This window comes from Streptomyces sp. NPDC059668 (assembly GCF_042734135.1).
Classification (GTDB): domain Bacteria; phylum Actinomycetota; class Actinomycetes; order Streptomycetales; family Streptomycetaceae; genus Streptomyces.
The window spans coordinates 100,885-127,408 of the sequence record NZ_JBHWEL010000021.1 but is presented as its reverse complement, the minus strand read 5'-3'; the positions used below and the strand labels follow the sequence as shown (position 1 = coordinate 127,408).

Sequence of the window (26,524 nt, the reverse complement as noted above, 5' to 3'; positions counted from 1 at the left end):
AGCCGCGCGTCGAGTGTGGCGCCGGTCGCCCACGCCCGGGTGCTGTCCGTGTGCGGGGGGGGGGCGCCCGCCCCCCCGCGCCCGCCCCCCCCCCCCGACCCGTCACCGCCCCAGGTACTTGGGCTTCTCCTTGTTCACGAACGCCTGCACCGCGATCAGATGGTCCTCGGACGCCCCCGCCCGCGTCTGCAGCTCGTCCTCCTTCTCGAGCGTCTCGTCCAGGGAATGGGTCAGGCCGTACGCCACGGCCTCCTTCAGCGCGGCGTACGCGACCGTCGGCCCCGCCGCCAGCGCCCGCGCCACCTTCTCCGCCTCCGCGCGCAGTTCCCCGGCGGGCACGATCCGGTTCGCGATACCCAGCTCGTACGCCTCCTGCGCGGTGATGCTGCGCGGGAAGAGCAGCAGGTCGGTGGCGCGGCTCGGGCCCACCACCCGCGGCAGCGTCCAGGAGATCCCGGAGTCGGCGGTCAGCGCGACCCCGGCGAAGGACGTGTTGAAGGCGGCCGTGTCGGCGACGATCCGGTAGTCCGCGGCGAGCGCGAAACCGAGGCCCGCCCCGGCCGCGACGCCGTTGACCGCGGCCACCACGGGCTTCGCGGCGCCGGCCAGGGCGCGCACGATCGGGTTGTAGTGCTCGCGCACGGTGTTCATCGTGTGCCTCGACCCCGACTCCTTGTCGGCGGCCAGCAGTCCGACGTGCTCCTTGAGGTCCTGCCCGACACAGAAGGCCCGGTCACCGGCCGCGGTGAGCAGGATCGCCCGCACCTCGGGGTCCGCCGCGGCCTTCTGCGCCGCGTCCCGCAGGGCGACCTTGGTACCGGTGTCCATCGCGTTCATCGCCCCGGGGCGGTTCAGCGTGATCGTCGCGAGTCCGTCGCTCACCTCGTAGAGCACGGTGTCGGCCATGGTGGGTCCCCTCGGTGTCGCGGCTCCGTCGTACCCGTCGGTACGCCCTGCGTCCGAGGACAGCATGCAGGACGTGGTGGGGGAGATCACGGTCCGGGGGACGGACAGGACATGTGACCTGCGTCAAAGAATTCCGAGCCGGGAAAGTCCATGCGGCGGCGCAGTATCGCAGCCACATCGCCGAATTGAGTGGTTTTGCTCAAGCGCGTTGCGCAAGCGATGCCGACTGATGTTGGTCATCGGGTCCTGAGATGCGGGATAATGGCCTGGAAGCAATGTGTTCGATGCCGGTGACGTGTGTCCTATGAGAGGACGTGCGTGCCCTCCAAGGGGCCGTCGGCGACGATGAGCTGGTTTCAGGAAGGGGAACGAGCATGGCGGCCATGAAGCCGCGGACGGGCGATGGCCCGCTCGAGGTGACAAAGGAGGGGCGGGGCATCGTCATGCGCGTTCCGCTCGAAGGCGGCGGTCGGCTCGTCGTCGAGCTGACCCCTGACGAGGCCGACGCGCTCGGCGACGCCCTCAAGAAGGTCGTCGGCTGACGCGGAAGCGACCATACCTTTTCACCTGCCCCGGCATCGTAAACGGTGCCGGGGCAGTGGTGTGTCAAGGGCGCCCCGACGACGCGCCCTTTTGACATCAGCGCAGGTCGAAGCTGGTCCAGAGCCGGGTGCGGGGCGGGTCGGGCGGGTGTCGGGCGGTGCCGATCAGCGCTTGACGGCGCAGAGCAGGCCGTCGCCCACCGGGAGCAGCGAGGGCACCAGGTCCTGGCTCTCGCGCACCGCGCGCAGCAGCTCGCGCAGCCGGCCGACCTCCGCCGGCTGCGGGCCCGAGTCCATGGTGCGGCCGTCCGCGAACACGCCCTCGAAGGCGACGAGCCCGCCCGGCCGCAGCAGGCGCAACGATTCAGCGAGGTAGTCGAGGCACTCCAGCCGGTCCCCGTCACAGAAGACGAGGTCGTAGCCGGCGTCCGCGAGGCGGGGGAGCACGTCCAGCGCGCGGCCGGGGATGAAGCGCGCGCGGTTGCTCGCGAAGCCCGCCGCACGGAAGGCCTGGCGGGCGAACTGCTGGCGGTCCGGCTCCGGGTCCACGGTGGTCAGTACCCCGTCCGGCCGCATGCCGTGCAGCAGATGAATTCCGGAGACGCCGGTCCCGGTCCCGATCTCCGCCACCGCTTTCGCGTCCACGGTGGCGGCGAGCAGGCGCAGCGCGGCGCCCGTGCCGGGCGACACCGAGCGCAGGCCTGCCTCGCGGGCCCGGTCGCGGGCCCAGCGCAGCGCCTCGTCCTCGGCGACAAAGGCGTCGGCGAACGCCCAGCTCGTCTGCCGGTTGCCGGTAATGACCCTCTCCTGTCCCCGTGGTTGCCTGGGCGTGACTGTATCCGTTGGTGCCGGGAACCTGCTGATGGGACCGGGCGTTTAGAGGGATGGGGAAACAGACCGGGGGGAAGCGCATGGATCAGGTCGCGGAGCGGGAGGCGGAGCGAGGTGCCGAGCACGTGCTGACACAGCCATATGAGCGCGTATCAATTTCCCGTAAAACCGCTTATCCGGAGCTAACGGGCGAGGTGGCTATGGTAGGGGCTCCACTGGACACCACCAGAGCCGACAGGGGAGGTGCGGCTGCGCCTGTGGATCGGGGACGGGTGCTCAGGCGCCTGCTGCGATCAGCGGGCGAGCCGAAATCCGTGACCGACATCGCTGACACGTTCCATGCTGCTGCCCCCGCGCAGACCGCGACGTTCACCACCGACGCGGAACCGCAGGCGTGGACTCCGCCCACCTGGGAGGAGATCGTCAGCACGCACAGCGGCCGGGTCTACCGGCTCGCCTACCGCCTGACGGGAAACCAGCACGACGCCGAGGACCTCACCCAGGAGGTCTTCGTCCGGGTCTTCCGCTCCCTGTCGACCTATACGCCCGGCACCTTCGAGGGCTGGCTGCACCGCATCACCACCAACCTCTTCCTGGACATGGTGCGCCGAAAGCAGCGCATCCGCTTCGACGCCCTCGGCGACGACGCGGCCGAGCGGCTGCCCAGCCGCGAGCCCTCCCCGCAGCAGGTCTTCAACGACGCGCACTTCGACGCGGACGTCCAGCAGGCGCTGGACACCCTCGCGCCCGAGTTCCGCGCCGCCGTCGTCCTCTGTGACATCGAGGGACTGTCCTACGAGGAGATCGCCGCCACGCTGGGCGTCAAGCTCGGCACGGTCCGCAGCCGGATCCACCGTGGTCGCTCGCAGCTGCGCAAGGCCCTCTCGCACCGGTCTCCCGAGGCCCGTGCCGAGCGCCGCGGCTTCGCGATCACGGGAGTTCCCGCGCTGGGAGGAGGGGGCGCGACCGCGTGAGTGGATCACGGCCTGACTCTGCGGAGCGGCGCGTTGCCGACCAGCACCTTGGGGACCGACTCTCCGCCCTCGTGGACGGTGAGCTCGGTCATGAGTCGCGCGAGCGCGTCCTGGCGCACCTCGCCACGTGCGCGAAGTGCAAGTCCGAGGCGGACGCCCAGCGCCGACTGAAGAACGTCTTCGCGGAAGTCGCCCCTCCGCCCCCTTCCGAGAGTTTCCTGGCCCGTCTCCAGGGCCTGCCGGGGGGAGGTGACTTCGACGACGGTGACGGCTCACCGCTCGGCGGTGGAGCATTCGGCGGAAGACTCCCCTCCGGTTCGGGGGTGACCGGAGTCTTCGGCGTGCGCGGCGAGCCCTTCGGCTACGTGCCCGCCGGACCGCACGCGGATGTACTGCCCCCTTCTGCCGGACGCGGCTTCCGCATCCATGACGTCAGCCGCCACGAGGCCGAGAGATCGTCCTCGCGGGGTCTGCGCTTCGCCTTCGCCGCCGCCGGTGCGGTGTCGCTGGCCGCGGTCGCGCTCGGCGGGGTGTCGACCGGGGTGCCCGGTGACACCGCGGACGCGCGCGGCGGTTCCGGCGGGAGCAATGTGACACCGATGCGCACCCCGGGCTCGGGGAGCACCTCGGCTCCCGAGACACAGCGCCGCCGTTCCACGGGACCGCTGCTCGCGCAGGGCCAGCGCGCGTCCGGTGACGCCTCCGTGCAGCCCACCGAGGTGTCCGCGCCGCTGCTGCCCGGAGTCCCCGCTCCGGTGCCCCCGGGCCAGGACATGATGCACTCGCTGACGGCCCCCGTGGTGGCGGGCGCCGCCGCGATGTCCCCGCTGATACGTCCGCTCACCGAGGTGCAGCCGGCCGTGTCGACCTCCTGGTCGATGGCGGCCGAGGTGGCGACTCCGGGTCTGCTCGCCGCTCCCGACCCGGCCTCGTCCCCCTCTTCGTCCCCGTTCCTCTCCTCCCGTACCGCCCGCTGACCCACTCTCTGCGCCGCCGGCCCGGAACCTGGTTGAATCCGGGGTGGGGCGCGTCCGCCGGAGGGATTCCCGGACGCGGATGTCGGCAATCTGCGGTGACCGCGGTGCTGTGTGCCGCGGGCCGGGTGTGGGGAGAGCATGAACGAGGGGAAGCCCCCGAAGGCGAAATGGTGGAACCGGCCCCGGCCGGTACCTCCGGTGGTCGGAGAGGTGGGCTCCGTGGAGGGCGTCCGCGTCCCTGAGGATGACTCGGGACGGGACGGCGGCGGCTTCGAGCACGACGGCGACTTCCAGCTGCAACGGCCGGCACCCGCACCCACGCCCGCACCCACGGCCAGTGCACCGGGCGCCGGACCGATCGCCGGAGTCTCCGACACCGCACCCGAGTCCCCGGCCCCCGCGGACCGGCCCACGCCCGTGCACGAGCGTGACCCCTACAGCACCCCGCCGTACGGCGAGCCCGGCCCCTGGGCACCCGCCCCGCCGGTCCAGCACCCGACGGTCACCCCGGCACACGCCACACCCGCCCCGACGGTCACCCCGGCACACGCCACACCGGCCTTGGCGGACGACCGTGCCTACGAGGTACCGGCCCCGGCGGACGACGTCGCGTACGGGATACCGGCCCCGGCGGGCGACGTCGCGTACGGGATACCGGCCCCGGCGGAGGGCGATGCCTACGGGACGGCGGCCGCAGCGGAGCGCGGTGCCTACGGGACGGCGGCCCCGGCAGGAGGCCCTCCGGACCCCGCCGGTGGCGCCCCGCACGGCGTGTCCGCCCCCGTGGCCGTCTCCGGGGCCGGGACGGGTGTCCCGGCGGCAACCCCGGTCCCAGCGGCCTCCCTGCCCCCAGGGGCGCCTCCAGCCCCGTACACGAGCGTTTCCCGTCCCGCTCCGGACCCCTGGCAGAACTACGACCCCTGGGCCGCTCCGGGTCCTCTCCAGCAGAACGGCGCGGCGGTCGGGACGGGGGCGCGGCGTGGACGGGCCAGGAAAGGGCTGGTCCTCGGGGCCGTGCTGGTCGCCGTCGTCGCCGGGGGCGTCGGCGGCGCCCTGGGCGCCTATCTGGAGCGCAACGGCGCGGTGGGGGACATCGTGCTGCCCCAGGCCGCGAAGGAGGCCCCAGGGCGGCCCGCGGACAGTGTCGCGGGGATAGCCGCCCGCGCCCTGCCCGGCGTCGTCACGCTGCATGTGCGCGGCACCGACGAGGCGGGCACCGGCACCGGCTTCGTACTCGACGACCGGGGCCACATCCTCACCAACAACCACGTGGTCCAACCGGCCGGCGCGCGGGGCGAGATCACCGTGACGTTCAGCGGCGGCGAGAGCGCCAAGGCCACCGTCGTCGGGCACGACAGCGGGTACGACCTCGCCGTGGTCGAGGTGTCCGGGGTCCGCGGACTGCGGCCCCTGCCCCTGGGCAACTCCGACGGCGTCCAGGTCGGCGACCCCGTCGTCGCCATCGGGGCGCCCTTCGACCTCGCCAACACCGTCACGTCCGGGATCATCAGCGCCAAGGAGCGGCCCATCACGGCGGGCGGAGAGAAGGGCGACGGGAGCGACGTCTCGTACGTGGACGCCCTCCAGACCGACGCGCCCATCAACCCCGGCAATTCCGGCGGACCGCTGCTCGACTCGCGGGCGCGCGTCATCGGCATCAACAGCGCCATCCGCTCCGCCGACAGCTCCACCGACCCGCAGGCGGGCCAGGCCGGTTCCATCGGGCTCGGTTTCGCCATCCCCGTCAACCAGGCCAAGCGTGTCGCCGAGGAGCTGATCAACACCGGCCGGGCGACCCACCCCGTGATCGGGGTCACGCTCGACATGAACTACACCGGCGACGGCGCCCGGGTCGGCACGAAGACGGGCGGCGGCTCGCCGGTCACCCCCGGCGGGCCCGGTGCCCGTGCGGGGATCAGGGCGGGCGACGTGATCACCGAGGTCGACGGGCTGCGCGTGCATTCGGGGGAGGAGCTGATCGTGCGGACCCGCGCCCACCGCCCCGGCGACCGGCTGCTGCTGACCCTGCGGCGAGGCGGTGCCCGCGAGAAGATCACCCTGGTCCTCGGTTCGGCCGACGGCGACTGACCGCCCCTGACCACGGCCCGCCTCGACGGACGCCTCCGTGTACGCCCTACGGGGTGTCCGGCGGACGGCTCTACGGACGAAGGCTCACGCAGACGCACGAAGACACACGGAGACGCACGAAGACGCAGAGGGACGGACAGGAACGCCGGGGCGGGAGCCGGCCCCCGCCCCGAGCGGCAAACATCCGGGAAAACTCGACGTGTACACGAACCCGGAGGCCCCGGGACAGTTCCGGACGCACGGGAACGCCGGGTACCGTGGACCCGGCCCGGACCACGGAAGAACCGCCGGGGGCCGAGGACCGAAGGACATCGCAAGGAGCTTCAGGTGTTCAATGACATAGGACCGCTCGAGCTGGTGGCGCTCGTTGTCCTCGCCGTGCTCGTCTTCGGTCCGGACAAGCTCCCGAAGATGATCCAGGACGTCACGCGCACCATCCGCAAGATCCGTGAGTTCTCGGAGACCGCCAAGGCGGACATCCGCGAGGAACTCGGCCCGGAGTTCAAGGACTTCGAGTTCGAGGACCTCAACCCCAAGACGTTCCTGCGCAAGCAGCTGGACAACGACGAACTGGGGCTCAAGGAGATCCGCAACGGCTTCGACCTGAAGAAGGAGATGGCCGAGGTCACGGACGCGGTGCACAGCCGCGAATCCGAGACGTCGAGCTCCGGTTCGGGTTCGGGTTCCGGCGCGGCCGGCTCGACCGTGGACATGACCAAGAAGCCCGAGAAGTCCGGCGAGGACGAGCGTCCGCCCTTCGACGCCGACGCCACCTGAGCCGTCCCCCCGATCCTGACCGGTCAGGGGCCCGCGGCCGGGTGAGTCGGCCGGAAATCGACGGCGGGCGCGACCCACGCGCCGGGTGCTTTCCCTGCTGCTCGGAGCGGTGTGGCTATGCTGCCCAGTTGTTGTGCGGACCGCTGAGGACGCCCGAGGGGGGCGGGCCACCCGGTCCGACGAGAGCAAGGAGGCGTCCGGGCAGATGGAGACGACAAGTCGGGTAGGCGCGCAGGCACCGGCCACGGAAGGCGGACAACCGCTCGCTTCCGCCCGGCGCACGGTCGACGGCTACCTGCTGGCGCCCTTCCCGTGGTACGGCCTCGACGAGGCCTTCACGGGACCGCGCTGGCTGATGCAGGTGGGTATGTCGGCGGACGGCGCCGTCGAGCACGGTTCGATCGGGCACGGTGAGGAGCCCTCGGTGCGCAGCGAGTCGACCGAGGACAAGGAACGCTTCGCGGTCGTGGTGACCGTCGCGGCGAACCCCTCGCGCCGCAGCGCGGACGGTACGGGGCTGCTGGAGGCCACCTCGGTGTCCTCGGCGGCCTGGCTGGCCGGTGTGGGACTGCTGTCCTTCACCTGGCCCGGCCAGATGGACCACACCCTGCGGGACGACTGGCTGGACCAGCAGACCGAGACGGCATGGGTCCTCGCGGACGACCTCGACGGGTCGGACTGGTCCTCGCTGTCCCTCCCCGTGGACGGCGTGCCCACGCCGTTCCACTACCGCGAGTCCGAGTTCGGCTGGGTACTCGCGGGGTCCACCCAGGAGGGCGTGCACGTGGGCGCGTACGGACGGGGCATGAGCGCGTACGGGCTGGGCTTCGCCGTGGTCAAGGACATCTCGGCCTATGCGTGAGTGCTCCGCGGGGTGACGCGGTGGCCGGTGGGGTGCTGCGGGGAGGTTCTTCGGCCGCGGGTGGGTCGTGGCCGGTCGCGCAGTTCCTCGCGCCCCCTTGGGACGAGTCGTCGTGAGCGCTCGTGAGGTGGGTGGCTCCTGGTGTCCCTGAGGTGCGCGGTTCCTCGCGTCCCTGAGGGGTGCGGTCGTGAGTGCTCGTGAGTGTCCCTGAGGGCGCGGTTCCCGGCGCTTGTGGTGGGGCGCAAGGATCCGCGCTCCTGGCAGGGCGCGTACGTGTCCGGGTACCGGGGGCTAGAACTTGTTCCTCGGGGTGATGCCGAGGGACATGCCCGACAGGCCGCGCTGCCGGCCGCCCAGCTTGCCGGCGATGGCGCGCAGGGCCGAGCCGGCCGGGGACGCGGGATCGGTCAGGACGACCGGCCTGCCGTCGTCGCCGCCCTCGCGCAGACGGACGTCGATGGGGATCGAGCCGAGCACCGGGACGCTCGCCCCGGTGGTGCGGGTCAGGCCGTCCGCGACCGTCTGGCCGCCGCCGGTGCCGAAGACGTCGACCATCTCGCCGCAGTGCGGGCACGGCAGGCCCGACATGTTCTCGACGACGCCCACGATCTTCTGGTGGGTCTGGACGGCGATGGAGCCCGCGCGCTCGGCGACCTCGGCCGCCGCCTGCTGCGGGGTGGTGACGACGAGGATCTCCGCGTTCGGGACCAGCTGGGCGACGGAGATCGCGATGTCGCCGGTGCCCGGCGGGAGGTCGAGCAGGAGGACGTCCAGGTCGCCCCAGTACACGTCCGCCAGGAACTGCTGCAGGGCGCGGTGGAGCATCGGGCCGCGCCACACGACCGGGGCGTTGCCCGGGGTGAACATGCCGATGGAGATGACCTTCACGCCGTGCGCCGACGGCGGCATGATCATGTTCTCGACCTGGGTCGGACGGCCCTCGACGCCGAGCATCCGGGGCACGGAGTGGCCGTAGATGTCCGCGTCGACCACGCCGACCTTGAGCCCGTCGGCCGCCATCGCCGCCGCCAGGTTCACCGTCACCGAGGACTTGCCGACGCCGCCCTTGCCGGAGGCGACCGCGTACACGCGGGTGAGGGAGCCCGGCTTGGCGAAGGGGACCTCCCGCTCCGCCTGGCCGCCGCGCAGGGCGCCCGCCAGCTCACGGCGCTGCTCGTCGCTCATGACGTCCAGGGTCACCTCGACCCGGGTGACGCCCTCGACCGCCGAGACCGCCTTCGTCACGTTCTCGGTGATGGTCTCGCGCATCGGGCAGCCGGAGACGGTCAGATACACGGTGACCGCGACCGCGCCATCCGCACCGATGTCCACCGATTTGACCATCCCCAGTTCGGTGATGGGTCGCTGGATCTCGGGGTCGTTCACCGTCGCCAGTGCTTCACGCACCGCGTCTTCCGTAGCCATAGGGACGATGGTACGGCGCCCGCACCGGGGCCCGGAAAGCCCCGTCAGCGGTCGCCTGTGTCACGCCCCGGCGACCGATCCGCCGGGAATACGACGCGGCCGTCGGAATGGTCCTCCTCCAGCGCCCTGACCAGGTCCTCGAGTTCGGAGCGGATCCAGTCGCGGGTGGCGACCTCGCCGAGGCCGATGCGCAGGGCGGCGATCTCGCGTGTGAGGTACTCGGTGTCCGCGATCGACCGCTCGTTCTGCTTGCGGTCCTGTTCGAGATTGACCCGGTCGCGGTCGTCCTGGCGGTTCTGCGCGAGCAGGATCAGGGGGGCGGCGTACGAGGCCTGCAGCGACAGCATCAGGGTCAGGAAGATGAACGGGTAGTTGTCGAACCGCAGGTCACGGGGTGCGCTGACGTTCCACACCACCCACAGGATGATGACGACCGTCATCCAGACGATGAAGCGTCCGGTGCCCAGGAAGCGGGCGATCCGCTCCGACAGCCGCCCGAAGGCCTCCGGGTCCCACTCGGGCACCAGTCTGCGGCGCGGTGGCATCGGCTGGTCGAGACGGCTGCGCGGCCGGGTGGTCGCGGTGGCCCCCGTGACGGCCCGTTCACGGGTCTCACGGTCAGGCGTCATGGCTCCCCCCTACGGCCTCGTCCTCGTGCAGGTGGAACTCCGTCTCGCGCCAGTCCTCCGGCAGCATGTGGTCCAGTACGTCGTCCACGGTCACCGCGCCGAGCAGCGAGCCGCTCTCGTCGACCACGGGCGCGGCGACCATGTCGTAGGTGGCGAAGAAACCCGCGACGACCGGCAGCGCCGCGTCCGGTGCCAGGGGCTGAAGATCGTCGTCGAGGATCGAGCTGACCAGCGTGTACGGGGGGTCGCGCAGCAGCCGCTGGAAGTGCGCGGTGCCCAGGTACTTGCCGGTCGGCGTCTCGTCCGGGGGGCGGCACACGTACACCTGGGCGGCGAGCGCGGGGGACAGGTCCGAGCTGCGGACCCGGGCGAGCGCCTCGGCGACCGTGGCGTCGGGGCGCAGCACGATGGGCTCGGTCGTCATCAGACCGCCCGCGGTGCGTTCCTCGTAGGCCATCAGCCGCCGTACGTCGGCCGCGTCGTCGGGCCGCATCAGCGTCAGCAGCCGTTCCACGTCCTCCTCCGGGAGTTCGGCGAGCAGGTCGGCCGCGTCGTCGGGGTCCATCGCCTCCAGGACGTCCGCCGCGCGCTCCTCCTTGAGCTTGCCGAGGATCTCGATCTGGTCGTCCTCGGGGAGTTCCTCCAGGACGTCGGCGAGACGGTCGTCGTCGAGCGCGGCGGCCACCTCGCCGCGCCGCTTGGGGGAGAGGTGGTGCAGCACGTTGGCGAGGTCGGCGGCGCGCAGCTGCTCGAAGGTGGCGAGCAGGCTCTCGGCGCCCTGGCCGTGTTCCTCCAGCGAGAATCCGGTGACGGCGGACCAGTCGACGGTCAGGGTCTCGCCCCGGGTGCGCCGGAAGGTGCCGCTGCGGGCCCGGCGCACGAAGACCCGGCCGATCTCCCACTCCCGCCGGGCCGGCAGCTGCTGCACCGACACGTCGAGGACGGTGACCTCCTCGTCCGTGTCGACGAGCCGTACCCGCCGGTCGAGCAGTTCGCCGAACACCAGCCGTTCGGTGGGCCGCTGCTCGAAGCGCCGCACGTTCAGGACGCCGGTGGTGATGACCTGGCCGGACTCGATCCCGGTCACGCGGGTCATGGGCAGGAAGATGCGCCGCCGGGTGGACAGCTCGACGACCAGCCCCAGCAGCCGCGGCGGGCGCCGCCCCACGCGCAGCATGGCGACCAGGTCCCGCACCCGTCCGACCAGGTCGCCGTTCGGGTCGAAGACGGCGACACCGGCGAGGTGCGAGACGAAGATCCGGGGGGCGCCTGCGGCCATGCCCGCGCCTCCTTCTTTCCGTGCTGTCCCGGTGGGTGTTTCCCGTGCTGTCCCGGTACGTGCGCCGGGTGGTGGCGTCGTACGCGTGCTTGGTCCCGTTCTGTCCGCTCGGGTGGGCTTCAGGCTAGCCCGTCCCGGTCGGATACGCCCTGGTGAGCGGTCCGGACGGACTGGCTCCGTCGGGCCGGGGCGGCACCGGTACGCTGCCGTACGCCGTGGTGGGCACCCGGCGTGCACCCCCGCGGGGCACCACGGCACGGACACCCGCACGGACACCCGCATGGACTCCCGTACGAAAGGCAGCCCACCTGTGACTGCGATGCTCCAGGGCCGTACCCGCAGGGCCGCACTGGTGGGCGCGCTGTGCGCCCTGGTCGTGACGGGGACGGGACTGACGGGGTGCGGTAGTGAGGATCCGGACGCGGGCACGAACGGGGTGGGCAAGCTGCCCGCCTCGACGATCCAGGCGAAGTCCCGCGCCGCGGCGACGGCCGCGCGGACGGTCCGGCTCGCCGGGACCGTGGTGTCGAACGGGCGCACGTACAAGCTCGACATGCGTCTGAAGGCGGACGGCGGCACCGGTTCGGTCACCTCGCAGGGGGCGAGCTTCGGGCTGCTGCGGGTGGGTGAACACCTCTTCCTCAAGGCCGGCGCCGAGTTCTGGAGCCATCAGGGCGACAAGGGCGGCACCTCCCCGGCGGACACGGCCGCCGCCGACAAGCTCGGCGGCAAGTACGTGAAGGTGCCGACGGGCGACCCGGCCTACAAGCGGTTCATCAGCTTCACGGACAAGGACGTCCTGCTGGAGGGCCTGCTCACCCTGCACGGCACCCTCGCCACGGACGGACACCACGAGCAGTCGGGCGTCCGCACCATCCGCATCACCGGTGACAAGGGAGCGGGCGGCACCCTCGACGTCTCCCTGAAGGGGACCCCCTATCCCGTCCTCCTGGTCCGCGCGGGCGGCGCCGGCACCCTCCGCCTCACCGACTGGGGCAAGGGCTTCGCCCTCGCCGAACCGGCCAAGGACGAGACCGTCGACTACGGCAGGCAGTTGCCGGCCTCGTAGCGGGCGGCCGTGCCACGGCCGCCCGTGCCCCCGAATCCGCCGGACCTACGACCGCTTGCGCTTCTTGAAGAGGAGACGGGGGACGGCCGCCGGGACCGGCTGCCGGGTCGTCGCCGGGGTCGGCAGGGGTGCGGTGGCCAGCGAGCCGTCCGGCAGCGGGAGCGTGCCGGCCAGCGGCTCCAGACGCAGCACCCGGCACTCGCGCGCCCAGCGGGCCGGCATCTCCTCACCGTCGGGCGCGTTCAGGCGCTTGCCCTTGAGCTCGGCGACCGTCGCCTGCCACGCGTCGGACTCGGGCGCGAGCTCGACCACCCTCGCCGTCCAGGCCACCACACGCCCGCCCTTGTCCTTGCTGCGTACGGTGACCACCGCCTCGCCCCCGTCGGTGAGCCCGGGCAGCGGCTGCTCGCCGGGCCCGTCGCCGACCAGACAGACCGCGCCGTCGTGCCACACGTGCCACAGGGCCTGGGCGGGCTCTCCGGGGCCCGGGGCGCCGGCCGACGGCGTACCGTCGCCCCGTACCCAGATCAGCCCGGACTTCTTGGTGGCTTCCTCGATGAGGGCCTGATCGAGCACCTGTTCCGTCATGGACTCAGCCTAGCCAGCGGGACGCGCCCGCGTCAGAGCCAGCCGTTGCGCTTCAGGATCCGGTGGATGGAGAGGCAGATGCCGACGGTGACGCCGAGCGTCAGCGGGTAGCCGAACTTCCAGCGCAGTTCCGGCATGTAGTCGAAGTTCATGCCGTACACGCCGCACACCATCGTCGGTACAGCGATGATCGCCGCCCAGGAGGTGATCTTGCGCATGTCCTCGTTCTGGGTGACCGACGCCTGCGCGAGGTTGGCCTGGAGGATCGAGTTGAGCAGCTCGTCGAAGCCGAGGACCTGCTCCTGCACCCGGGCGAGGTGGTCGGCCACGTCGCGGAAGTACTTCTGGATGTCCGGGTCGACCAGCCGCATCGGCCGCTCGCTCAGCAGCTGCATCGGCCGCAGCAGCGGCGACACCGCCCGCTTGAACTCCAGTACCTCACGCTTGAGTTGGTAGATACGGCCGGCGTCCGTGCCGCGCGGGGTGCCTTTCCGTCCGAGCGAGAACACCGCGGTCTCGACCTCGTCGATGTCGTCCTGCACGGCGTCCGCCACCGCGATGTACCCGTCGACGACGTGGTCGGCGATCGCGTGCAGCACGGCCGAGGGGCCCTTGGCGAGCAGGTCGGGTTCGTCCTGCAACCGGTGCCGCAGCGCGCGCAGCGAGCCCTGGCCGCCGTGCCGGACGGTGATGAAGAAGTCCCGGCCGGTGAAGCACATGACCTCACCGGTCTCCACGACCTCGCTGGTGGCGGTGAGTTCGTCGTGCTCGACGTAGTGGATCGTCTTGAAGACCGTGAACAGGGAGTCGTCGTACCGCTCCAGCTTGGGCCGCTGGTGTGCCTGGACGGCGTCCTCCACGGCCAGCGGGTGCAGCCCGAACTCGCTCGCGATGCCCGAGAACTCGGCCTCGGTGGGCTCGTGCAGGCCGATCCACACGAAGCCGCCGTCGCGGTGCACCAGACGCATCGCCTCGTGCGGGGTGAGCGGCTCGGGGGTCTGGACGCGGGCGCCGTCGCGGTAGACCGCGCAGTCGACCACGGCGGAGTTGGTCCCGGGCGCGCGGGTGGTGTCGTACGAGCCACCGTCCTTGCGCAGGGACGGGCGGGGACGGACCGCGGCACGGAGGTCACGGATCATCGACATGGCAGGCTCCTTCACAACTGGAGGCCGCCGGCGACGGTTGGAACTGCCCGGAATGGGGACGTCCTGACTGCGGATGTTTGGCACGTCCACAAAGCGGGGAGCACCGCACCGTCGCGGTGGCAGCTTCGCTACTGATTCAGATCAGACAGATCAGGCGGGAACGAAGCGCTCTTCCGTGGTGCAACGGACAACGCTGACACGTATGCACACGTTTGCAGGAGGCGGCAGCCGGCCTGGGTGAGGAAACCAGCTACAGAATTCAGCGACCGGAAGAGCGGGTGGTACTGCACGGTCGACTTCGGTCCATTGCAGCCCCACCTCCTCCGGCCGGTCCCCCGTGAGGGACGATCCATCCCCCGTGGGGGAGCTGTCTCCCGATGGGGGAGATCAGTCAGTCTCAGTGCGTCGGAGCTCGAGAGCGACGCTTCTGCGTGCTGCCCCGACCAGCGGCCAAGACTATCAGCGCACCGAAGCGTCAAGCCCCCGCTTTGCCCGTTGCTGACGAGTTCTATGCTCGGTTCATGGCTGATGTTCTTCCTCTGGTCGAGGCTCGGTTGCGTTCCGCGCTGGGCGACCCCGACGCGCGGGCCGCGGTCACCTTCCTCGGTACCGACCGCATCGAGGTGCTGCGCTTCACGGAGGGCGACGTCGTCCGGTACGCGACGCTCGGCATGTCCGCCCAGCCGATGGCGGACCCCACGGTGGTGCTCGCCGATCCGGTGAAGGGGCCGCGCGCCGAGCTGGTCCTCTCGGTGCGGGCGGGCGGCGCCGAGACCGACAAGGTGCTGCGCGCCCTCGCCGTGCTCGCCGCGTCCCCGCAGGTCGAAGGGCTGGTGGTGGCCCCCGGCGCCTCGCTCGACGTGGGCGGACCGCTCTGGCCCGGGGCCCCCTTCACCTCCGTCCTCGTCGCGGAGTCCGGCGGCCTGGTCGAGGACCTGGCGCTGGACGCGCCCGCCGATCCCGTGCGGTTCCTGCCGCTGCTCCCGATGACGCCGAACGAGGCCGCGTGGAAGCGGGTGCACGGCGCCGGGGCCCTCCAGGAGCGCTGGCTGAACGGCGGAACGGACCTGCGTGATCCGCTGCGCAGGTCCGTTCCGCTGGACTGAGACCGGGTCAGCTCCTGGCCGGAAAACATCAGTTGGCAAAAACCGTGGCGCTGTCCTCGGAGGCGTGCCGCGGCTGGAGTCCGGCCGCCTCGTGCGTGAGCGCGTTCCGCCGTACGAGGACCACCGCGGCGCCGGCCAGCGCCGTGACCGCCGCGACCACGAACGGGATGCGGACGGAGCTCCACTCCTCGATCTTCGGCGCGAAGTAGGGCGCCGCGGCCGCCGCGAACCAGCGCACGAAGTTGTACCCGGCGCTCGCCACCGGGCGTGGCGCGTCCGACACGCCCAGCGCCAGTTCCGTGTAGACCGTGTTGTTCACGCCGATGAAGGCGCCCGAGAGGATCGTGCAGACGACGGCGGTGGTGTGGTCGCCGTAGCCCAGCACGAGCACGTCGGCGGCGAGCAGCACCAGGGAGCCGCCCAGCACCTTCAGCGAGCCGAACCGTGCCTGCATGCGCGGCGCCACGAGGACGGAGAACGCCGCGAGCAGGACGCCCCAGCAGAAGAAGACCGCGCCGGACTTGTACGGAGTCATGTTCAGTACGAACGGCGTGAAGGCCAGCACGGTGAAGAACGTGTAGTTGTAGAAGAACGCGGAGACGGCCGCGGAGGCGAGACCGCCGTGGCCGAGCGCCCTGAGCGGATCGAGCAGCCCGGTCCTGCGCGCCGGCTTCGGCTGCTCCTTCAGGAAGGCCGTGACGCACAGGAAGCCGACCGCCATCAGGAACGCGGTGCCGAAGAACGGGTAGCGCCAGCTGGCGTTGCCGAGCAGTGCGCCGAGCAGCGGTCCGCAGGCCATGCCGAGGCCGAGCGCGGACTCGTAGAGCAGGATCGCCGCGGCGCTGCCACCCGCCGCCGCGCCGACGATGACCGCGAGGGCCGTCGAGACGAACAGGGCGTTGCCCAGTCCCCAGCCGGCCCGGAACGCGACGAGTTCGCCGACCGATCCGGAGGTGCCCGCGAGCCCGGCGAAGACCACCACCAGCGCGAGGCCGAGCAGGAGGGTCTTCTTGCCGCCGACGCGGCTGGAGACGAAGCCGGTCAGCAGCATGGCGACCGCGGTGATCAGGAAGTACGAGGTGAAGAGCAGCGAGACCTGGCTCGGGGTGGCGTCCAGGCCCTTGGCGATGGAGGGCAGGATCGGGTCGACGAGCCCGATGCCCATGAAGGCGACGACGGATGCCCCGGCGGTCGCCCAGACGGCCTTCGGCTGGCGCAGGAGACCGCCCGCACCCCGGTCGAACGTGTCCCCTTCGGCGGGGCCTCCCGTGCTGCTGGTCATGTTCGCTCCTCTGACTGCCCTGGAGAGGTCGTTGTCGTATACACACAATAAGTTAGGTCTGCTAATTAGTGCAAGTTACATCTAGTTCCTCGCGGTGACGGCGCGCTCCGGACGGGTGATCGTCCTTGACGCGGCGAAAGACGGGGAGGACCGTGGGGCTCTATGAGGGGCGAACCCAGTTGCCCGAAGTGTGGTGGCCGGGTCAGGGCTCCCGGCCTCTTTGCCGACTCCTGGCAGTGCGATGTGCACGGGAACGTGCATCCGCTGCAGCCCGTGATCCCGCCCAGCGTCGAGGCCCTCGGTGTCGTGGTGCACCGTGCCCGGGTGCCGGTGTGGATGCCGTGGCCGCTGCCGGTCGGATGGCTGTTCACCGGCGCCGGCTTCGCGGGCGACGACCGCAGCGGCGGGCGCGCGACCATGGTGGCCTGCTCGGGCCCCGGGCCGCTCGGCGGCGTCGGGGAGCTGATCCTGGTCGCCGAGGAGCTCGGCGTCGGCCTCGGCGCGCGCTACGCCGGTATCGACGGCCCCGACCCGGGTCCCTACATGAGCGTCGAGAAACCGCCGCAGGCCAAGGTCCTCGCGGCCGGCCGCCCCACCCCGCTGTGGCATGTGGCCGGCGCCCCCGACGACCGCGCCGTCTTCGCGGGCGAGGCGCTCGGTCTGTGGCTCTGGGCGGTCGTGTGGCCCGAGCAGTCCGGACTGCTGATGTACGACGAACTGGTGCTGACCGACCTGCGGGACGCCGGGGCGGAAGTCGACCTGCTGCCCTGCGGGGCGCTGTCACCGCGCATCCTGGAGCCCTAGCGCTCCGCCGGGTCGGGGAGGCGGGGCCGGTGCCGGGCGGCCGGGTGGTGGGCCCGGCGCGGCTCGGCGGGCCTGCACCGCGTATCCAGTCCGTCCGGTGTGGGGTGCCGGGCCGAGGTGCGTGGCCCGGGCGCCGGATTTCCGCTGCCGGCCGGAACCTCCAGCGTGAGCGAGGCCCACGAGACCCCGGCATGGGCTCGTCTTCCCGGCCCGTCCGGCGTTCGAGGACGAGGCCGTTCGGCGTGATGCGCGGGTCTGGGGACGGCAGTCCCCAGGGGTCCACCGGTGGAGACGGCCGCGCTCCGGGAACTCAGGAGGTGCCCGAGGCGCACCGGACGTGTCGTAGGGGGTGCACCACGGTTGCGGGTGTGACAGGGGTGCTCGGGAACCCCGTTATCCTTGGGTGTCCCCTTCCGTGTCGTCACCGCCTGGAGTTCGCGTAGTGCGCATCGACCTGCACGCCCACTCCACCGCTTCCGACGGCACGGACACCCCGGCCGAGCTGGTCCGCAACGCGGCCGCCGCCGGTCTGGACGTCGTCGCGCTGACCGACCACGACACCACCCGCGGACACGCGGAGGCCGTCGCGGCCCTCCCCGAGGGGCTCACCCTCGTCACCGGCGCCGAACTCTCCTGCCGCCTCGACGGCATCAGCATGCACCTGCTGGCCTACCTCTTCGACCCCGCGGAGCCCGAGCTGCTCGCCGAGCGGGAGCTGATCCGGGACGACCGGGTGCCCCGGGCCCGGAGCATGGTCGCCAAGCTCCAGGAGCTGGGGGTACCGGTCACCTGGGAGCAGGTCGCGCGCATCGCGGGCGACGGCTCCGTGGGCCGGCCGCACGTGGCCTCCGCCCTGGTCGAGCTGGGGGTCGTGGACAGCGTCTCCGACGCCTTCAGCGGCGACTGGCTCGCCGACGGCGGCCGGGTCTACGTCCCCAAGCACGAGACGGACCCCTTCGACGCGATCCGGCTGGTCAAGGCGGCGGGCGGCGTGACCGTGTTCGCGCACCCGGCCGCCGCCAAGCGGGGCCGCACCGTGCCCGAGTCGGCGATCGCCGAGCTGGCCACCGCGGGGCTCGACGGCATCGAGGTGGACCACATGGACCACGAACCGGCGACCAGGGCGCGGCTGCGGGGTCTCGCGGCCGAGCTGGGACTGCTCGTCACGGGGTCCAGCGACTACCACGGCGGCCGCAAGGCCTGCGTCCTCGGGGAGTACACGACCGACCCCGAGGTCTACGGCGAGATCACCCGGCGGGCCACCGGAGCGTTCCCGGTGCCGGGAACCGGCGGAGCCTGATCCCCGCCCCTCGCACCCGTACGCCCCTCCCACGCGCCCGCCATGTCGGCCGCGTGCCCGGTTCCGCCCCGCGGAACGCCCTTCCCCAGCGGTGACGGCTCCTCTCGCCGTGCCGCTCCCCCCACCTTCGCAAGGCCTCACTGACCCATGTTCGACGTCGCTGTCTTCGGCTCCCTCTTCCTCACCCTCTTCGTGATCATGGATCCCCCCGGGATCACCCCGATCTTCCTCGCGCTCACCGCGGGACGCCCCGCCAAGGTGCAGAAGCGCATGGCGTTCCAGGCCGTCTGCGTGGCGGGCGGAGTGATCGCGGTCTTCGGGCTGCTCGGGCACCAGATCCTGAACTACCTGCACGTCTCCGTGCCCGCGCTGATGATCGCGGGCGGACTGCTGCTCCTGCTGATCGCCCTCGACCTGCTGACCGGCAAGACCGACGAGCCGAAGCAGACCAAGGACGTCAACGTCGCCCTCGTACCGCTCGGCATGCCGCTGCTCGCGGGCCCCGGCGCGATCGTGTCGGTGATCCTGGCCGTGCAGAAGGCGGACAGCGTCGCCGCGCAGGTGTCCGTGTGGACCGCGATCCTCGCCATCCACGTCGTGCTGTGGGTGGTCATGCGCTACTCGCTGCTGATCATCCGTGTCATCAAGGACGGCGGCGTGGTGCTGGTGACCCGGCTCGCGGGCATGATGCTCTCGGCGATCGCCGTCCAGCAGATCATCAACGGCGTCACCCAGGTCGTCCGGGGCGGCTGAGTGGCCTCCGGGGCCGGGCGGGTCCCCCGGGGCCCGGCGGCGTCCCCAAGGCGCCGCAGCGGCCCTTTCGTATACGCAAAGCCCCGTACGGCGTCGACGCCGTACGGGGCTTTGAAGTCTGAGACGTCCGGGACGTCCGAGAGGTGTCCGCGGGTTACGAAGCGGACGAGTCGGCCGGGCGGATCCACAGTCGCTGCCCTATGGCGGCGGCCTGCTGAACGATCCGGTTGACGGAGGCGGCGTCAACGACGGTGCTGTCCACGGGCGTGCCGTTGACATCGTCGAGTCGCATGATTTCGAAGCGCATGGGCTTCTCCCTTCGTCTGGTCATCCTCCTGAGGAGAACTACTTGGTGGTGTGGCGCGCGAGCTGAGACAGTCCCCCGCTTCCGTTCGTATTCAACGGTGTGCGTGTTACAAACATTCCCTACGCTAAGGAAATTTTTCGAGAACCTAATTACCGCGGGGTAAGAAGTGTGAAGGAGACTGAACGGGACCAGTTGTGTTCGAAGCGTGACCGCCGGGAGAATGGGGGGTGATGAACGACGACCTCGCGGCGCTCGGCGCCCACATCGACCGCACGAACGAGCTGCTCCAGCGCATGCTCGCCGAGGTGGCGAAGACGCCCTCGACCCACGCGATCTTCGTCGACGCCGGATACCTGTACGCGGCCGGTGGGCGGCTCGTCGCCGGGACGGAGGACCGCCGCTCCTTCGACCTCGACGCCGAGGGCCTCATCGAGGCACTGATCGACAAGGCCCGCACCATCTTCGCGGACAGCAGGCTCCTGCGGGTGTACTGGTACGACGGCGCGCGTCGCCGCATCCACACCGCGGAGCAGCAGTCGATCGCCGAACTCCCGGACGTCAAGGTGCGGTTGGGCAATCTGAACGCGAACAACCAGCAGAAGGGCGTCGACTCCCTCATCCGCTCCGACCTGGAGTCCCTGGCCCGGCACCGCGCCATCAGCGACGCCGCCCTGCTCGGGGGCGACGAGGACCTGGTGTCGGCGGTCGAGGCCGCGCAGGGGTACGGGGCGCGGGTCCACCTCTGGGGCATCGAGGCCCCCGAGGGCCGCAATCAGGCCGAGCCGCTGCTCTGGGAGGTCGACAGCCAGCGCACCTTCGACCTCGACTTCTTCAAGCCCTACGTGTCCCGCAGGACGGCCACCACGTACGACGCGAGCGCGGCGAGCAGGCCCACGCGTGAGGACGTGCGGTTCGTGGGCGCCCAGATCGCCGCGAAGTGGCTGGCCGCGCGGGGGCGCGAGGCGCTGGTGGACCTGCTGCCGGGGCATCCGTACCTGCCGGGCTCGGTCGACCAGGACCTGCTGGTCGAGGCGGAGGGACTTCTCCAGTACTCCCTGCGGGGACAGGCGGACCTGCGCCGGGCGCTCCGGGACGGCTTCTGGGAGCATCTCCAGGCGCAGTACTGACCGGTGCCGGTGCCGGGGGCGCGGGTTACGCGGTGGTGGCGTGGTCCCAGAAGTCGGCGAGGGCGCGGGCGGTCGACAGGGGCTGGTCCGTGTTGGGGGAGTGCTCGGCGTCCCGTACGACGGTGCGCCGGGCGTCGAGACGTACGGCCATCTCGTCCAGCAGCTCCACCGGCCAGGTGTCGTCGTGCGAGCCGGACAGGACGTGCTTGGGCAGCCGCACGGCGGCCAGCTCGGCGACGCGGTCGGGCTCGGTGCACAGCTGACGGCCCGTCGCGATCAGCTGGGCGGGGCTGGTGGCCAGCCAGCGGCGCCGCAGGTCGTCGCGGTCGTCCAGCCCCGCGTCGAGCTCTCCGGTCTCGGTCTCCTCCGGCGGCTCCATCGCCTGGATCGCGTCCCACACCTGGCCCATGTCCATCACGGCGAGCGCGTCCCGGAGCAGCTTGACGCGTTGCTGCTGGGAGACGGAGATCTGGGCGGGGCCCGACGCCATCAGGGTGAGGGAGGCGAAAGGTGCCGGGTCCAGGAGGACCGCGGCCCGGGCGACCTGCCCGCCGAGGGAGTGCCCGACGAGGTGCACGGGCGTGGCGAGGGCCGCTGCCTGTGCGAGTACATCGCGCGCCAACTCGTCCTGCGCGTACGCCGTTTCGTCGTGCTCGGGCCCGTCGCTCTCGTACTGACCCCGTCCGTCGACGGCGACGGTCCGGTACCCGCGCGCGGACAACGGTTCGTGCAGCGCGATGAAGTCCTCCTTGCTGCCGGTGAAACCCGGCAGGAGCAAGGCGGTTCCCCGTACGGCGGTACCGGCCTCGATCGCCGCGAACTCGCCGCGCGCGGTGCCCAGCCGGTACGCGCGCGCTCCGGCCGGCGGGATGAAGGAGGGAGGACGGCTCATGGGTCCGAGGCTATCGGGCGGGGCCTCGCGGTCCACGGTCCGGGGCGGCTGTTCGGGTCGCCGGTACCAGTCTCCCCAGGGGACCCCGCCCCGCCGGCCCGGGCCCGCACCATCAGCCCGTCCGGCGCTCGAGGACGAGGCCGTCCAGGCCGGACGGGGGTCTGGGGGCTGAGCCCCCAGGAACGGACGGCAGCCTTACGAGCGGCCCCCTGGGGGCCAGAAACCAAGACACGAAGCCCCCCTGTCCCCGCCGCGGACGGCCGGGCCCGGACAGACGCCCCGGTCTCGTGCTGGGGGCGGGGCCGATGGTGAGGCCGGCTCGTGCTGGGAGGCGCTGGGTTGCGCCACGCGGGTGTCGGCCGGGGCGCGTGGGGCGCCGGGTGGGGGATGTGCCGGGTGGGGGATGTGCGGGAACGCCGATGGCCCCGCCCCCCGCGACAATTGGGGGGGGGGGGGGGGGGGGGGGGGGGCGGGGGGGGGGGGGGGGGGGGGGGGGGGTGGGGGGGGGGGGGGCGGGGGGGGCACCCCAGGGGCCCGGCCCCCCCGCTAAGGGGGGGCCCCGGCCAATCGGGCGGTGGATCAGCTCTCCGCGGCCTCCGTGACAGCGGCTGCCTTGCTGCGGGCGCGGCGCCGCGGCTTGGCCTCGTCGGCCTCCGGGGTCACCACGGCGGCCTCGGCCGTCTTGCGGGTGCGGCGGCGCGGACCCGCCTCCGGCTCCTCGGCGGCGGCCGTCTGGGCGGGGATGGCCGCCTCGACGGTCGACGCGGCGGCCTTGCGGGTACGGCGGCGGGGCGTCACGGGCGCCTCGGCGGTGTCCGAGGTGGCCTCGGTGGCCACCTCGGGCGTGGCCTTCGTGGTCGCCTTGGCGCGCGTACGGCGCGGCTTGGGCTCCGTGGCGTCGGCGACCTCGGCGGGTGCCTCCGTCGCTGCCACCGCGGCCTTGCGGGTACGGCGCGGCTTGGTGGCCGGCGCCTCGGCGACGCCCTCCGCCGTGTCGACCGCGGCCTCGGCGGCCTTGCGGGTGCGGCGACGCGGCTTCGCCTCCGGCTCCTCGACGACGGCCGTCACCGGCGCGCTGTCCGCCTCGACGGTCTCCGCCGCGGCCTTGCGGGTCCGGCGACGGGGCTTGGCCTCCGCGGCCTCCGCGGTGTCAACGGCGCTGTCCACGGCGGGAGTTGCCGCGGTCGTGGCCTTGGCGCGGGTGCGGCGCGGCTTGGTCTCGGCGACCTCCGGCGTGCTCTCGACCGTGTCGAGGACGGCTTCCGCGGCCTCCGTGACAGTGGCCGCCTTGCGGGTGCGGCGGCGCGGCTTGCCGGCCGGAGCCTCCGCGACGGCCTCGGCGACCGCGACGGGCTCCGCGACGACCGTGACGGTCTCGGCCGGGGCCTCGGCCGTCCTGCGGGTGCGGCGGCGCGGCTTGCCGGCCGTGGCGTCCGTGCCCTCGACCGTCGTGACGACGGTCTCCGCGGCCTCGGGTGCGGCCGACGGCTCGATCGCCTCGGTGGCCGTGGCGACCGCCACCGCCTCCGACGACCCGCCACCGGCGCGCGTACGGCGACGGCGGCGCGGCGTACGGGGCTCGGTGGCCTCCGTGGCGGCGGGCTCGGCCGGGGTCTGCGGTGCCGATGTCGTCGACGCGCCGGACGTGCCGGCGGTCTCGTCCAGCGGGGTGCCGTTGCGCGTACGGCGGCGACGGCGCGGGGTGCGTTCCGCCCGCTCCCGCTCCCGCTCGACGACGGGCGCCGGGGAGCGGCCACCGCGGCCGCGCGGACCGCGGCCGCCGGTCTCGCCGAGGTCCTCGACGACCTCGGCCGCGAGCCCGGCGCGGGTGCGCTCGGAACGCGGCAGGACACCCTTGGTGCCGGCCGGGATGTTGAGTTCCTCGAAGAGGTGCGGGGACGTGGAGTACGTCTCCGGCGGGTTGTTGAAGCCCAGGTCCAGCGCCTTGTTGATGAGCTGCCAGCGCGGGATGTCGTCCCAGTCGACGAGGGTGATGGCGATGCCCTTGGCACCCGCGCGGCCCGTCCGGCCGATGCGGTGCAGGTACGTCTTCTCGTCCTCGGGGGACTGGTAGTTGATGACGTGGGTGACGCCTTCGACGTCGATACCGCGGGCGGCGACGTCGGTGCAGACGAGGACGTCGACCTTGCCGTTGCGGAAGGCGCGCAGCGCCTGCTCGCGGGCGCCCTGGCCGAGGTCGCCGTGGACCGCGCCGGAGGCGAAGCCGCGCTGCTGGAGCTGGTCGGCGAGGTCGGCCGCCGTCCGCTTGGTGCGGCAGAAGACCATCGCGAGCCCGCGACCGTCGGCCTGCAGTATGCGCGCGACCAGTTCGGGCTTGTCCATGTTGTGCGCGCGGTAGATGAACTGCGCGGTGTTCGCGACGGTCGCGCCCTCGTCGTCCGGCGCGGTGGCGCGGATGTGGGTGGGCTGCGACATGTAGCGGCGCGCGAGACCGATGACGGCACCCGGCATGGTCGCCGAGAACAGCATGGTCTGGCGGCGGGCCGGCAGCATGTTCATGATCTTCTCGACGTCGGGCAGGAAGCCCAGGTCGAGCATCTCGTCGGCCTCGTCGAGGACGAGGGCCCTGATGTGCTTGAGGTTGAGCTTCTTCTGGCCCGCGAGGTCCAGCAGACGGCCCGGGGTGCCGACGATGACGTCGACGCCCTTCTTGAGGGCTTCCACCTGGGGCTCGTACGCCCGGCCGCCGTAGATGGCGAGCACGCGGACGTTGCGGACCTTGCCGGCGGTGAGCAGGTCGTTCGTCACCTGGGTGCACAGCTCGCGCGTGGGGACGACGACGAGGGCCTGCGGTGCGTCGGTCAGCTGCTCGGGCTGGGCGCGGCCCGCCTCGACGTCGGCGGGGACGGTGACGCGCTCCAGGAGCGGGAGGCCGAAGCCCAGCGTCTTGCCGGTGCCGGTCTTGGCCTGGCCGATGACGTCGCTGCCGGAGAGGGCGACGGGGAGCGTCATCTCCTGGATGGGGAAGGGGTTGATGATGCCGACGGCCTCAAGGGCTTCGGCCGTCTCGGGAAGGATTCCGAGCTCTCGGAAAGTCGTAGTCAGGGTGCTGCCTCTTCTGTGTACGCGGTGCGAGGCGAGCGCGGGGGTCGTGACGGGGACCGTGCCGGGGACGTCGGCCGCTTGTCGGGCGGGCCGAGTGGCATGGGACCACTGCCGACGCTCGAGCGCTCGTACCGCTGAGGGTCCCTCCGGATGTCGTACGCATCGTGCCGTACGGACGAGAGGGCTGTCGGGTCGGAGCCGATCGGGCCACCGACCGGGCATCCTCATTCGTGCGGCCCGTCGAATACTCGCCGGGCGCATTACCACCATACCCCGGATTCGCGCATATGCGATGGCCGATTTGGTCACGTAGTCGTCGTCACAGTGGATGAGCAGGGACTTCCCTGTTGCGGCGAGCGGGCTATTGTGCGCTTCATGACGACGCCTGACAACGCCGCTGACACGTCCGCCGAGGCACCCGGCACCACCACTCGCGCGGCCACCGGAGTCGCCGCGCGGAACTGGGACACGGCCTCCGTCGACCCCCAGTACCGCGCCGCGGTCGTGGACCTGCTCGGAGCGCTCGCGTACGGCGAGCTGGCGGCGTTCGAGCGGCTCGCCGAGGACGCCAAGCTGGCGCCGACGCTGAGCGACAAGGCGGAGCTGGCCAAGATGGCGTCGGCCGAGTTCCACCACTTCGAGCGGCTGCGGGACCGGCTCTCCGGGATCGGTGAGGAGCCGACCGGGGCGATGGCGCCGTTCGTCGCCGCCTACGACGGCTTCCACAAGCAGACCGCGCCCTCGGACTGGCTGGAGGGGCTCGTCAAGGCCTACGTCGGCGACTCGATCGCCAGTGACTTCTACCGGGAGGTCGCCGCGCGGCTGGACGAGGACACGCGCGGACTCGTCCTCGGTGTCCTGGACGACACCGGGCACGCGAGCTTCGCCGTGGAGAAGGTCCGCGGCGCGATCGACGCGGACCCGCGGGTCGGCGGCCGGCTCGCGCTGTGGGCGCGACGGCTGATGGGCGAGGCGCTGTCGCAGTCGCAGCGGGTGGTCGCGGACCGCGACGCACTGTCGACGATGCTCGTGGGCGGCGTGGCGGACGGCTTCGACCTCGCCGAGGTCGGCCGGATGTTCTCGCGGATCACGGAGGCCCACACGAAGCGGATGGCGGCGCTGGGTCTGGCCGCCTAGGGCGTGTCGCGAACGTCCCGTCGTCCGCCCGGGGGGCGGGGCAGGCGGGACTTTCGCATCACGCCCTAACTCTTGTCCGACTCGGTCCGAATCCGTTCCCTACGGGATGCGCCGTCGCCCGGTGCGGTCACGCCGTCGCCGAGCGGCGGCGAAATCTTTCCGCCGGGCGCAGCAGCAGCGAGAGCAGCGCGGCGGAGACGATCGCGGCGCCGAAGAGGATCACCGGGTAGAACCCGGAGCCCAGCGCCGTGTGGGTCAGGAAGGCTCCGAACAGCCCTCCCGCGACGCCGGTCGACAGGACCAGGCTGCGGGCGGGCAGGCGGTGCGGCAGGCGGCGCGAGACGGCCCATGCCAGGGCCAGACCGAGCGCCGCGGCGCCGAGCGCTTCCAAGAACATGGTGGGGGTCCCTCCCGCACGGCCCGTGCAAATCGGTCGTAGCCGATGTACCCCTGACGTGCGGAATGCAACCCTCCCCTGTGATCGATCTGTGCGTCGTCCATGGTGCGTGGACGCGGTCGCGCGGGGTGGCGGGGACGGATTCCGGCCGTCGTGCGTGGACGGGTCCGGGCGGATGCGCGGGAGGGCGGCGCGCGCGGCGCCCGGCCCGGCCCGCCGCCGGGGGGCTCGGCCAGCCCAGACGCCGCACCCCCCGGGACT

Annotated in this window: 25 protein-coding genes; 13 read left to right on the top strand and 12 right to left on the bottom strand. The window is 72.1% G+C overall.

All coding sequences use genetic code 11. The features are described from left to right. Positions 1–102 precede the first annotated feature (102 nt). Positions 103–906: an enoyl-CoA hydratase/isomerase family protein gene (locus ACFV2J_RS17960; RefSeq protein ID WP_385093022.1), complete on the bottom strand. Its 804-nt coding sequence runs from the start codon at positions 904–906 to the stop codon at positions 103–105. Positions 907–1,280: 374 nt separating this feature from the next. On the opposite strand from ACFV2J_RS17960, the gene ACFV2J_RS17955 reads away from it, so the two are divergent. Continuing rightward, positions 1,281–1,448: a DUF3117 domain-containing protein gene (locus ACFV2J_RS17955; RefSeq protein ID WP_003966491.1), complete on the top strand. Its 168-nt coding sequence runs from the start codon at positions 1,281–1,283 to the stop codon at positions 1,446–1,448. 165 nt (positions 1,449–1,613) lie between these two features. On the opposite strand, the gene ACFV2J_RS17950 is transcribed toward ACFV2J_RS17955, so the two are convergent. Further along, positions 1,614–2,312: an O-methyltransferase gene (locus ACFV2J_RS17950; RefSeq protein WP_148010317.1), complete on the bottom strand. Its 699-nt coding sequence runs from the start codon at positions 2,310–2,312 to the stop codon at positions 1,614–1,616. 239 nt (positions 2,313–2,551) lie between these two features. Here ACFV2J_RS17950 and sigE point away from each other — a divergent pair, with 239 nt between their 5' ends. The 5 genes from sigE to ACFV2J_RS17925 all read left to right on the top strand — a co-directional run bounded on the left by sigE (position 2,552) and on the right by ACFV2J_RS17925 (position 7,957). Next, entirely contained in the window at positions 2,552–3,253 is a 702-nt protein-coding gene (gene sigE, locus ACFV2J_RS17945; RefSeq protein ID WP_385093025.1) for an RNA polymerase sigma factor SigE, read from the top strand. Continuing rightward, positions 3,250–4,230, top strand: coding sequence for an anti-sigma factor family protein (locus ACFV2J_RS17940; protein ID WP_385093028.1), 981 nt, complete (start codon positions 3,250–3,252; stop codon positions 4,228–4,230). Before sigE ends, ACFV2J_RS17940 begins: the two co-directional genes overlap by 4 nt. Before the next feature lie 138 nt (positions 4,231–4,368). Next, positions 4,369–6,318 (top strand): trypsin-like peptidase domain-containing protein, encoded by a 1,950-nt coding sequence (locus ACFV2J_RS17935; protein WP_385093031.1) that lies wholly within the window; start codon positions 4,369–4,371, stop codon positions 6,316–6,318. 327 nt (positions 6,319–6,645) lie between these two features. Continuing rightward, the gene (locus tag ACFV2J_RS17930; RefSeq protein WP_385093033.1) at positions 6,646–7,095 is read left to right on the top strand and encodes a sec-independent translocase; all 450 of its coding nucleotides are present in this window, start codon (positions 6,646–6,648) and stop codon (positions 7,093–7,095) included. 205 nt (positions 7,096–7,300) lie between these two features. Further along, entirely contained in the window at positions 7,301–7,957 is a 657-nt protein-coding gene (locus ACFV2J_RS17925) for a hypothetical protein (protein WP_385093036.1), read from the top strand. A 291-nt stretch (positions 7,958–8,248) separates the two neighbouring features. On the opposite strand, the gene ACFV2J_RS17920 is transcribed toward ACFV2J_RS17925, so the two are convergent. From ACFV2J_RS17920 to ACFV2J_RS17910, 3 genes are read right to left on the bottom strand one after another with little or no spacing between them, the layout of a single operon-like run. Beyond that, entirely contained in the window at positions 8,249–9,382 is a 1,134-nt protein-coding gene (locus tag ACFV2J_RS17920; RefSeq protein ID WP_385439457.1) for an Mrp/NBP35 family ATP-binding protein, read from the bottom strand. Positions 9,383–9,426: 44 nt separating this feature from the next. Next, a complete protein-coding gene (locus tag ACFV2J_RS17915; protein WP_385089410.1) occupies positions 9,427–10,011 on the bottom strand; it encodes a DUF1003 domain-containing protein in 585 nt (194 codons plus the stop codon). Beyond that, positions 10,001–11,290: a magnesium transporter MgtE N-terminal domain-containing protein gene (locus ACFV2J_RS17910; protein WP_168530092.1), complete on the bottom strand. Its 1,290-nt coding sequence runs from the start codon at positions 11,288–11,290 to the stop codon at positions 10,001–10,003. Before ACFV2J_RS17910 ends, ACFV2J_RS17915 begins: the two co-directional genes overlap by 11 nt. A gap of 319 nt (positions 11,291–11,609) precedes the next feature. On the opposite strand from ACFV2J_RS17910, the gene ACFV2J_RS17905 reads away from it, so the two are divergent. Further along, positions 11,610–12,359, top strand: coding sequence for a hypothetical protein (locus ACFV2J_RS17905; RefSeq protein ID WP_385089432.1), 750 nt, complete (start codon positions 11,610–11,612; stop codon positions 12,357–12,359). A gap of 45 nt (positions 12,360–12,404) precedes the next feature. Here ACFV2J_RS17905 and ACFV2J_RS17900 read toward each other — a convergent pair whose 3' ends face one another. Then, the gene (locus ACFV2J_RS17900; protein ID WP_385089413.1) at positions 12,405–12,947 is read right to left on the bottom strand and encodes a hypothetical protein; all 543 of its coding nucleotides are present in this window, start codon (positions 12,945–12,947) and stop codon (positions 12,405–12,407) included. A 32-nt stretch (positions 12,948–12,979) separates the two neighbouring features. Beyond that, positions 12,980–14,092, bottom strand: a complete 1,113-nt coding sequence (locus ACFV2J_RS17895) for a magnesium and cobalt transport protein CorA (RefSeq protein WP_385089415.1) — start codon at positions 14,090–14,092, stop codon at positions 12,980–12,982. Positions 14,093–14,613: 521 nt separating this feature from the next. Between ACFV2J_RS17895 and ACFV2J_RS17890 the strand changes: the two genes are divergently transcribed. Continuing rightward, positions 14,614–15,198 carry a suppressor of fused domain protein gene (locus ACFV2J_RS17890; RefSeq protein ID WP_385089418.1) on the top strand — a complete coding sequence of 195 codons (585 nt, stop codon included), beginning with the start codon at positions 14,614–14,616 and terminating at the stop codon, positions 15,196–15,198. 28 nt (positions 15,199–15,226) lie between these two features. On the opposite strand, the gene ACFV2J_RS17885 is transcribed toward ACFV2J_RS17890, so the two are convergent. Next, the gene (locus ACFV2J_RS17885) at positions 15,227–16,480 is read right to left on the bottom strand and encodes an MFS transporter (protein WP_385089420.1); all 1,254 of its coding nucleotides are present in this window, start codon (positions 16,478–16,480) and stop codon (positions 15,227–15,229) included. A gap of 162 nt (positions 16,481–16,642) precedes the next feature. Between ACFV2J_RS17885 and ACFV2J_RS17880 the strand changes: the two genes are divergently transcribed. The 3 genes from ACFV2J_RS17880 to ACFV2J_RS17870 all read left to right on the top strand — a co-directional run bounded on the left by ACFV2J_RS17880 (position 16,643) and on the right by ACFV2J_RS17870 (position 19,337). Continuing rightward, the gene (locus tag ACFV2J_RS17880) at positions 16,643–17,284 is read left to right on the top strand and encodes a DUF6758 family protein (protein ID WP_359490061.1); all 642 of its coding nucleotides are present in this window, start codon (positions 16,643–16,645) and stop codon (positions 17,282–17,284) included. Positions 17,285–17,726: 442 nt separating this feature from the next. Beyond that, the gene (locus tag ACFV2J_RS17875; RefSeq protein ID WP_385089423.1) at positions 17,727–18,584 is read left to right on the top strand and encodes a PHP domain-containing protein; all 858 of its coding nucleotides are present in this window, start codon (positions 17,727–17,729) and stop codon (positions 18,582–18,584) included. 147 nt (positions 18,585–18,731) lie between these two features. Then, positions 18,732–19,337 carry a MarC family protein gene (locus ACFV2J_RS17870; protein ID WP_385089426.1) on the top strand — a complete coding sequence of 202 codons (606 nt, stop codon included), beginning with the start codon at positions 18,732–18,734 and terminating at the stop codon, positions 19,335–19,337. Positions 19,338–19,491: 154 nt separating this feature from the next. Here ACFV2J_RS17870 and ACFV2J_RS17865 read toward each other — a convergent pair whose 3' ends face one another. Then, on the bottom strand, positions 19,492–19,644 hold the full coding sequence (locus tag ACFV2J_RS17865) for a hypothetical protein (RefSeq protein WP_168530098.1): 153 nt from the start codon (positions 19,642–19,644) through the stop codon (positions 19,492–19,494). 230 nt (positions 19,645–19,874) lie between these two features. Between ACFV2J_RS17865 and ACFV2J_RS17860 the strand changes: the two genes are divergently transcribed. Continuing rightward, positions 19,875–20,771, top strand: coding sequence for an NYN domain-containing protein (locus ACFV2J_RS17860; RefSeq protein WP_153288761.1), 897 nt, complete (start codon positions 19,875–19,877; stop codon positions 20,769–20,771). A 25-nt stretch (positions 20,772–20,796) separates the two neighbouring features. Here the strand turns inward: ACFV2J_RS17860 and ACFV2J_RS17855 are convergent, their stop codons facing one another. Further along, positions 20,797–21,663, bottom strand: a complete 867-nt coding sequence (locus ACFV2J_RS17855; RefSeq protein WP_385089429.1) for an alpha/beta fold hydrolase — start codon at positions 21,661–21,663, stop codon at positions 20,797–20,799. Between the two features lie 579 nt (positions 21,664–22,242). Continuing rightward, complete coding sequence (locus ACFV2J_RS17850) at positions 22,243–24,636, bottom strand: DEAD/DEAH box helicase (protein WP_385439447.1); 2,394 nt, start codon at positions 24,634–24,636, stop codon at positions 22,243–22,245. A 468-nt stretch (positions 24,637–25,104) separates the two neighbouring features. On the opposite strand from ACFV2J_RS17850, the gene ACFV2J_RS17845 reads away from it, so the two are divergent. Continuing rightward, positions 25,105–25,866 carry a ferritin-like fold-containing protein gene (locus tag ACFV2J_RS17845; RefSeq protein ID WP_385097322.1) on the top strand — a complete coding sequence of 254 codons (762 nt, stop codon included), beginning with the start codon at positions 25,105–25,107 and terminating at the stop codon, positions 25,864–25,866. A 127-nt stretch (positions 25,867–25,993) separates the two neighbouring features. Here ACFV2J_RS17845 and ACFV2J_RS17840 read toward each other — a convergent pair whose 3' ends face one another. Continuing rightward, positions 25,994–26,263, bottom strand: coding sequence for a hypothetical protein (locus ACFV2J_RS17840; RefSeq protein ID WP_385439444.1), 270 nt, complete (start codon positions 26,261–26,263; stop codon positions 25,994–25,996). Between the last annotated feature and the right edge of the window lie 261 nt (positions 26,264–26,524).

Bases quoted from the DNA above. Each gene is read 5' to 3' on its own strand.
- ACFV2J_RS17910 (WP_168530092.1), bottom strand. From the start codon at position 11,290: ATGGCCGCAGGCGCCCCCCGGATCTTCGTCTCGCACCTCGCCGGTGTC.
- ACFV2J_RS17850 (WP_385439447.1), bottom strand. From the start codon at position 24,636: ATGACGCTCCCCGTCGCCCTCTCCGGCAGCGACGTCATCGGCCAGGCC.
- ACFV2J_RS17915 (WP_385089410.1), bottom strand. From the start codon at position 10,011: ATGACGCCTGACCGTGAGACCCGTGAACGGGCCGTCACGGGGGCCACC.
- ACFV2J_RS17870 (WP_385089426.1), top strand. From the start codon at position 18,732: ATGTTCGACGTCGCTGTCTTCGGCTCCCTCTTCCTCACCCTCTTCGTG.
- ACFV2J_RS17890 (WP_385089418.1), top strand. From the start codon at position 14,614: ATGGCTGATGTTCTTCCTCTGGTCGAGGCTCGGTTGCGTTCCGCGCTG.
- ACFV2J_RS17955 (WP_003966491.1), top strand. From the start codon at position 1,281: ATGGCGGCCATGAAGCCGCGGACGGGCGATGGCCCGCTCGAGGTGACA.
- ACFV2J_RS17895 (WP_385089415.1), bottom strand. From the start codon at position 14,092: ATGTCGATGATCCGTGACCTCCGTGCCGCGGTCCGTCCCCGCCCGTCC.
- ACFV2J_RS17865 (WP_168530098.1), bottom strand. From the start codon at position 19,644: ATGCGCTTCGAAATCATGCGACTCGACGATGTCAACGGCACGCCCGTG.
- ACFV2J_RS17845 (WP_385097322.1), top strand. From the start codon at position 25,105: ATGACGACGCCTGACAACGCCGCTGACACGTCCGCCGAGGCACCCGGC.
- ACFV2J_RS17920 (WP_385439457.1), bottom strand. From the start codon at position 9,382: ATGGCTACGGAAGACGCGGTGCGTGAAGCACTGGCGACGGTGAACGAC.
- ACFV2J_RS17855 (WP_385089429.1), bottom strand. From the start codon at position 21,663: ATGAGCCGTCCTCCCTCCTTCATCCCGCCGGCCGGAGCGCGCGCGTAC.
- ACFV2J_RS17935 (WP_385093031.1), top strand. From the start codon at position 4,369: ATGAACGAGGGGAAGCCCCCGAAGGCGAAATGGTGGAACCGGCCCCGG.
- ACFV2J_RS17905 (WP_385089432.1), top strand. From the start codon at position 11,610: ATGCTCCAGGGCCGTACCCGCAGGGCCGCACTGGTGGGCGCGCTGTGC.
- ACFV2J_RS17925 (WP_385093036.1), top strand. From the start codon at position 7,301: ATGGAGACGACAAGTCGGGTAGGCGCGCAGGCACCGGCCACGGAAGGC.
- ACFV2J_RS17860 (WP_153288761.1), top strand. From the start codon at position 19,875: ATGAACGACGACCTCGCGGCGCTCGGCGCCCACATCGACCGCACGAAC.
- ACFV2J_RS17960 (WP_385093022.1), bottom strand. From the start codon at position 906: ATGGCCGACACCGTGCTCTACGAGGTGAGCGACGGACTCGCGACGATC.
- ACFV2J_RS17885 (WP_385089420.1), bottom strand. From the start codon at position 16,480: ATGACCAGCAGCACGGGAGGCCCCGCCGAAGGGGACACGTTCGACCGG.
- ACFV2J_RS17840 (WP_385439444.1), bottom strand. From the start codon at position 26,263: ATGTTCTTGGAAGCGCTCGGCGCCGCGGCGCTCGGTCTGGCCCTGGCA.
- ACFV2J_RS17880 (WP_359490061.1), top strand. From the start codon at position 16,643: ATGAGGGGCGAACCCAGTTGCCCGAAGTGTGGTGGCCGGGTCAGGGCT.
- ACFV2J_RS17900 (WP_385089413.1), bottom strand. From the start codon at position 12,947: ATGACGGAACAGGTGCTCGATCAGGCCCTCATCGAGGAAGCCACCAAG.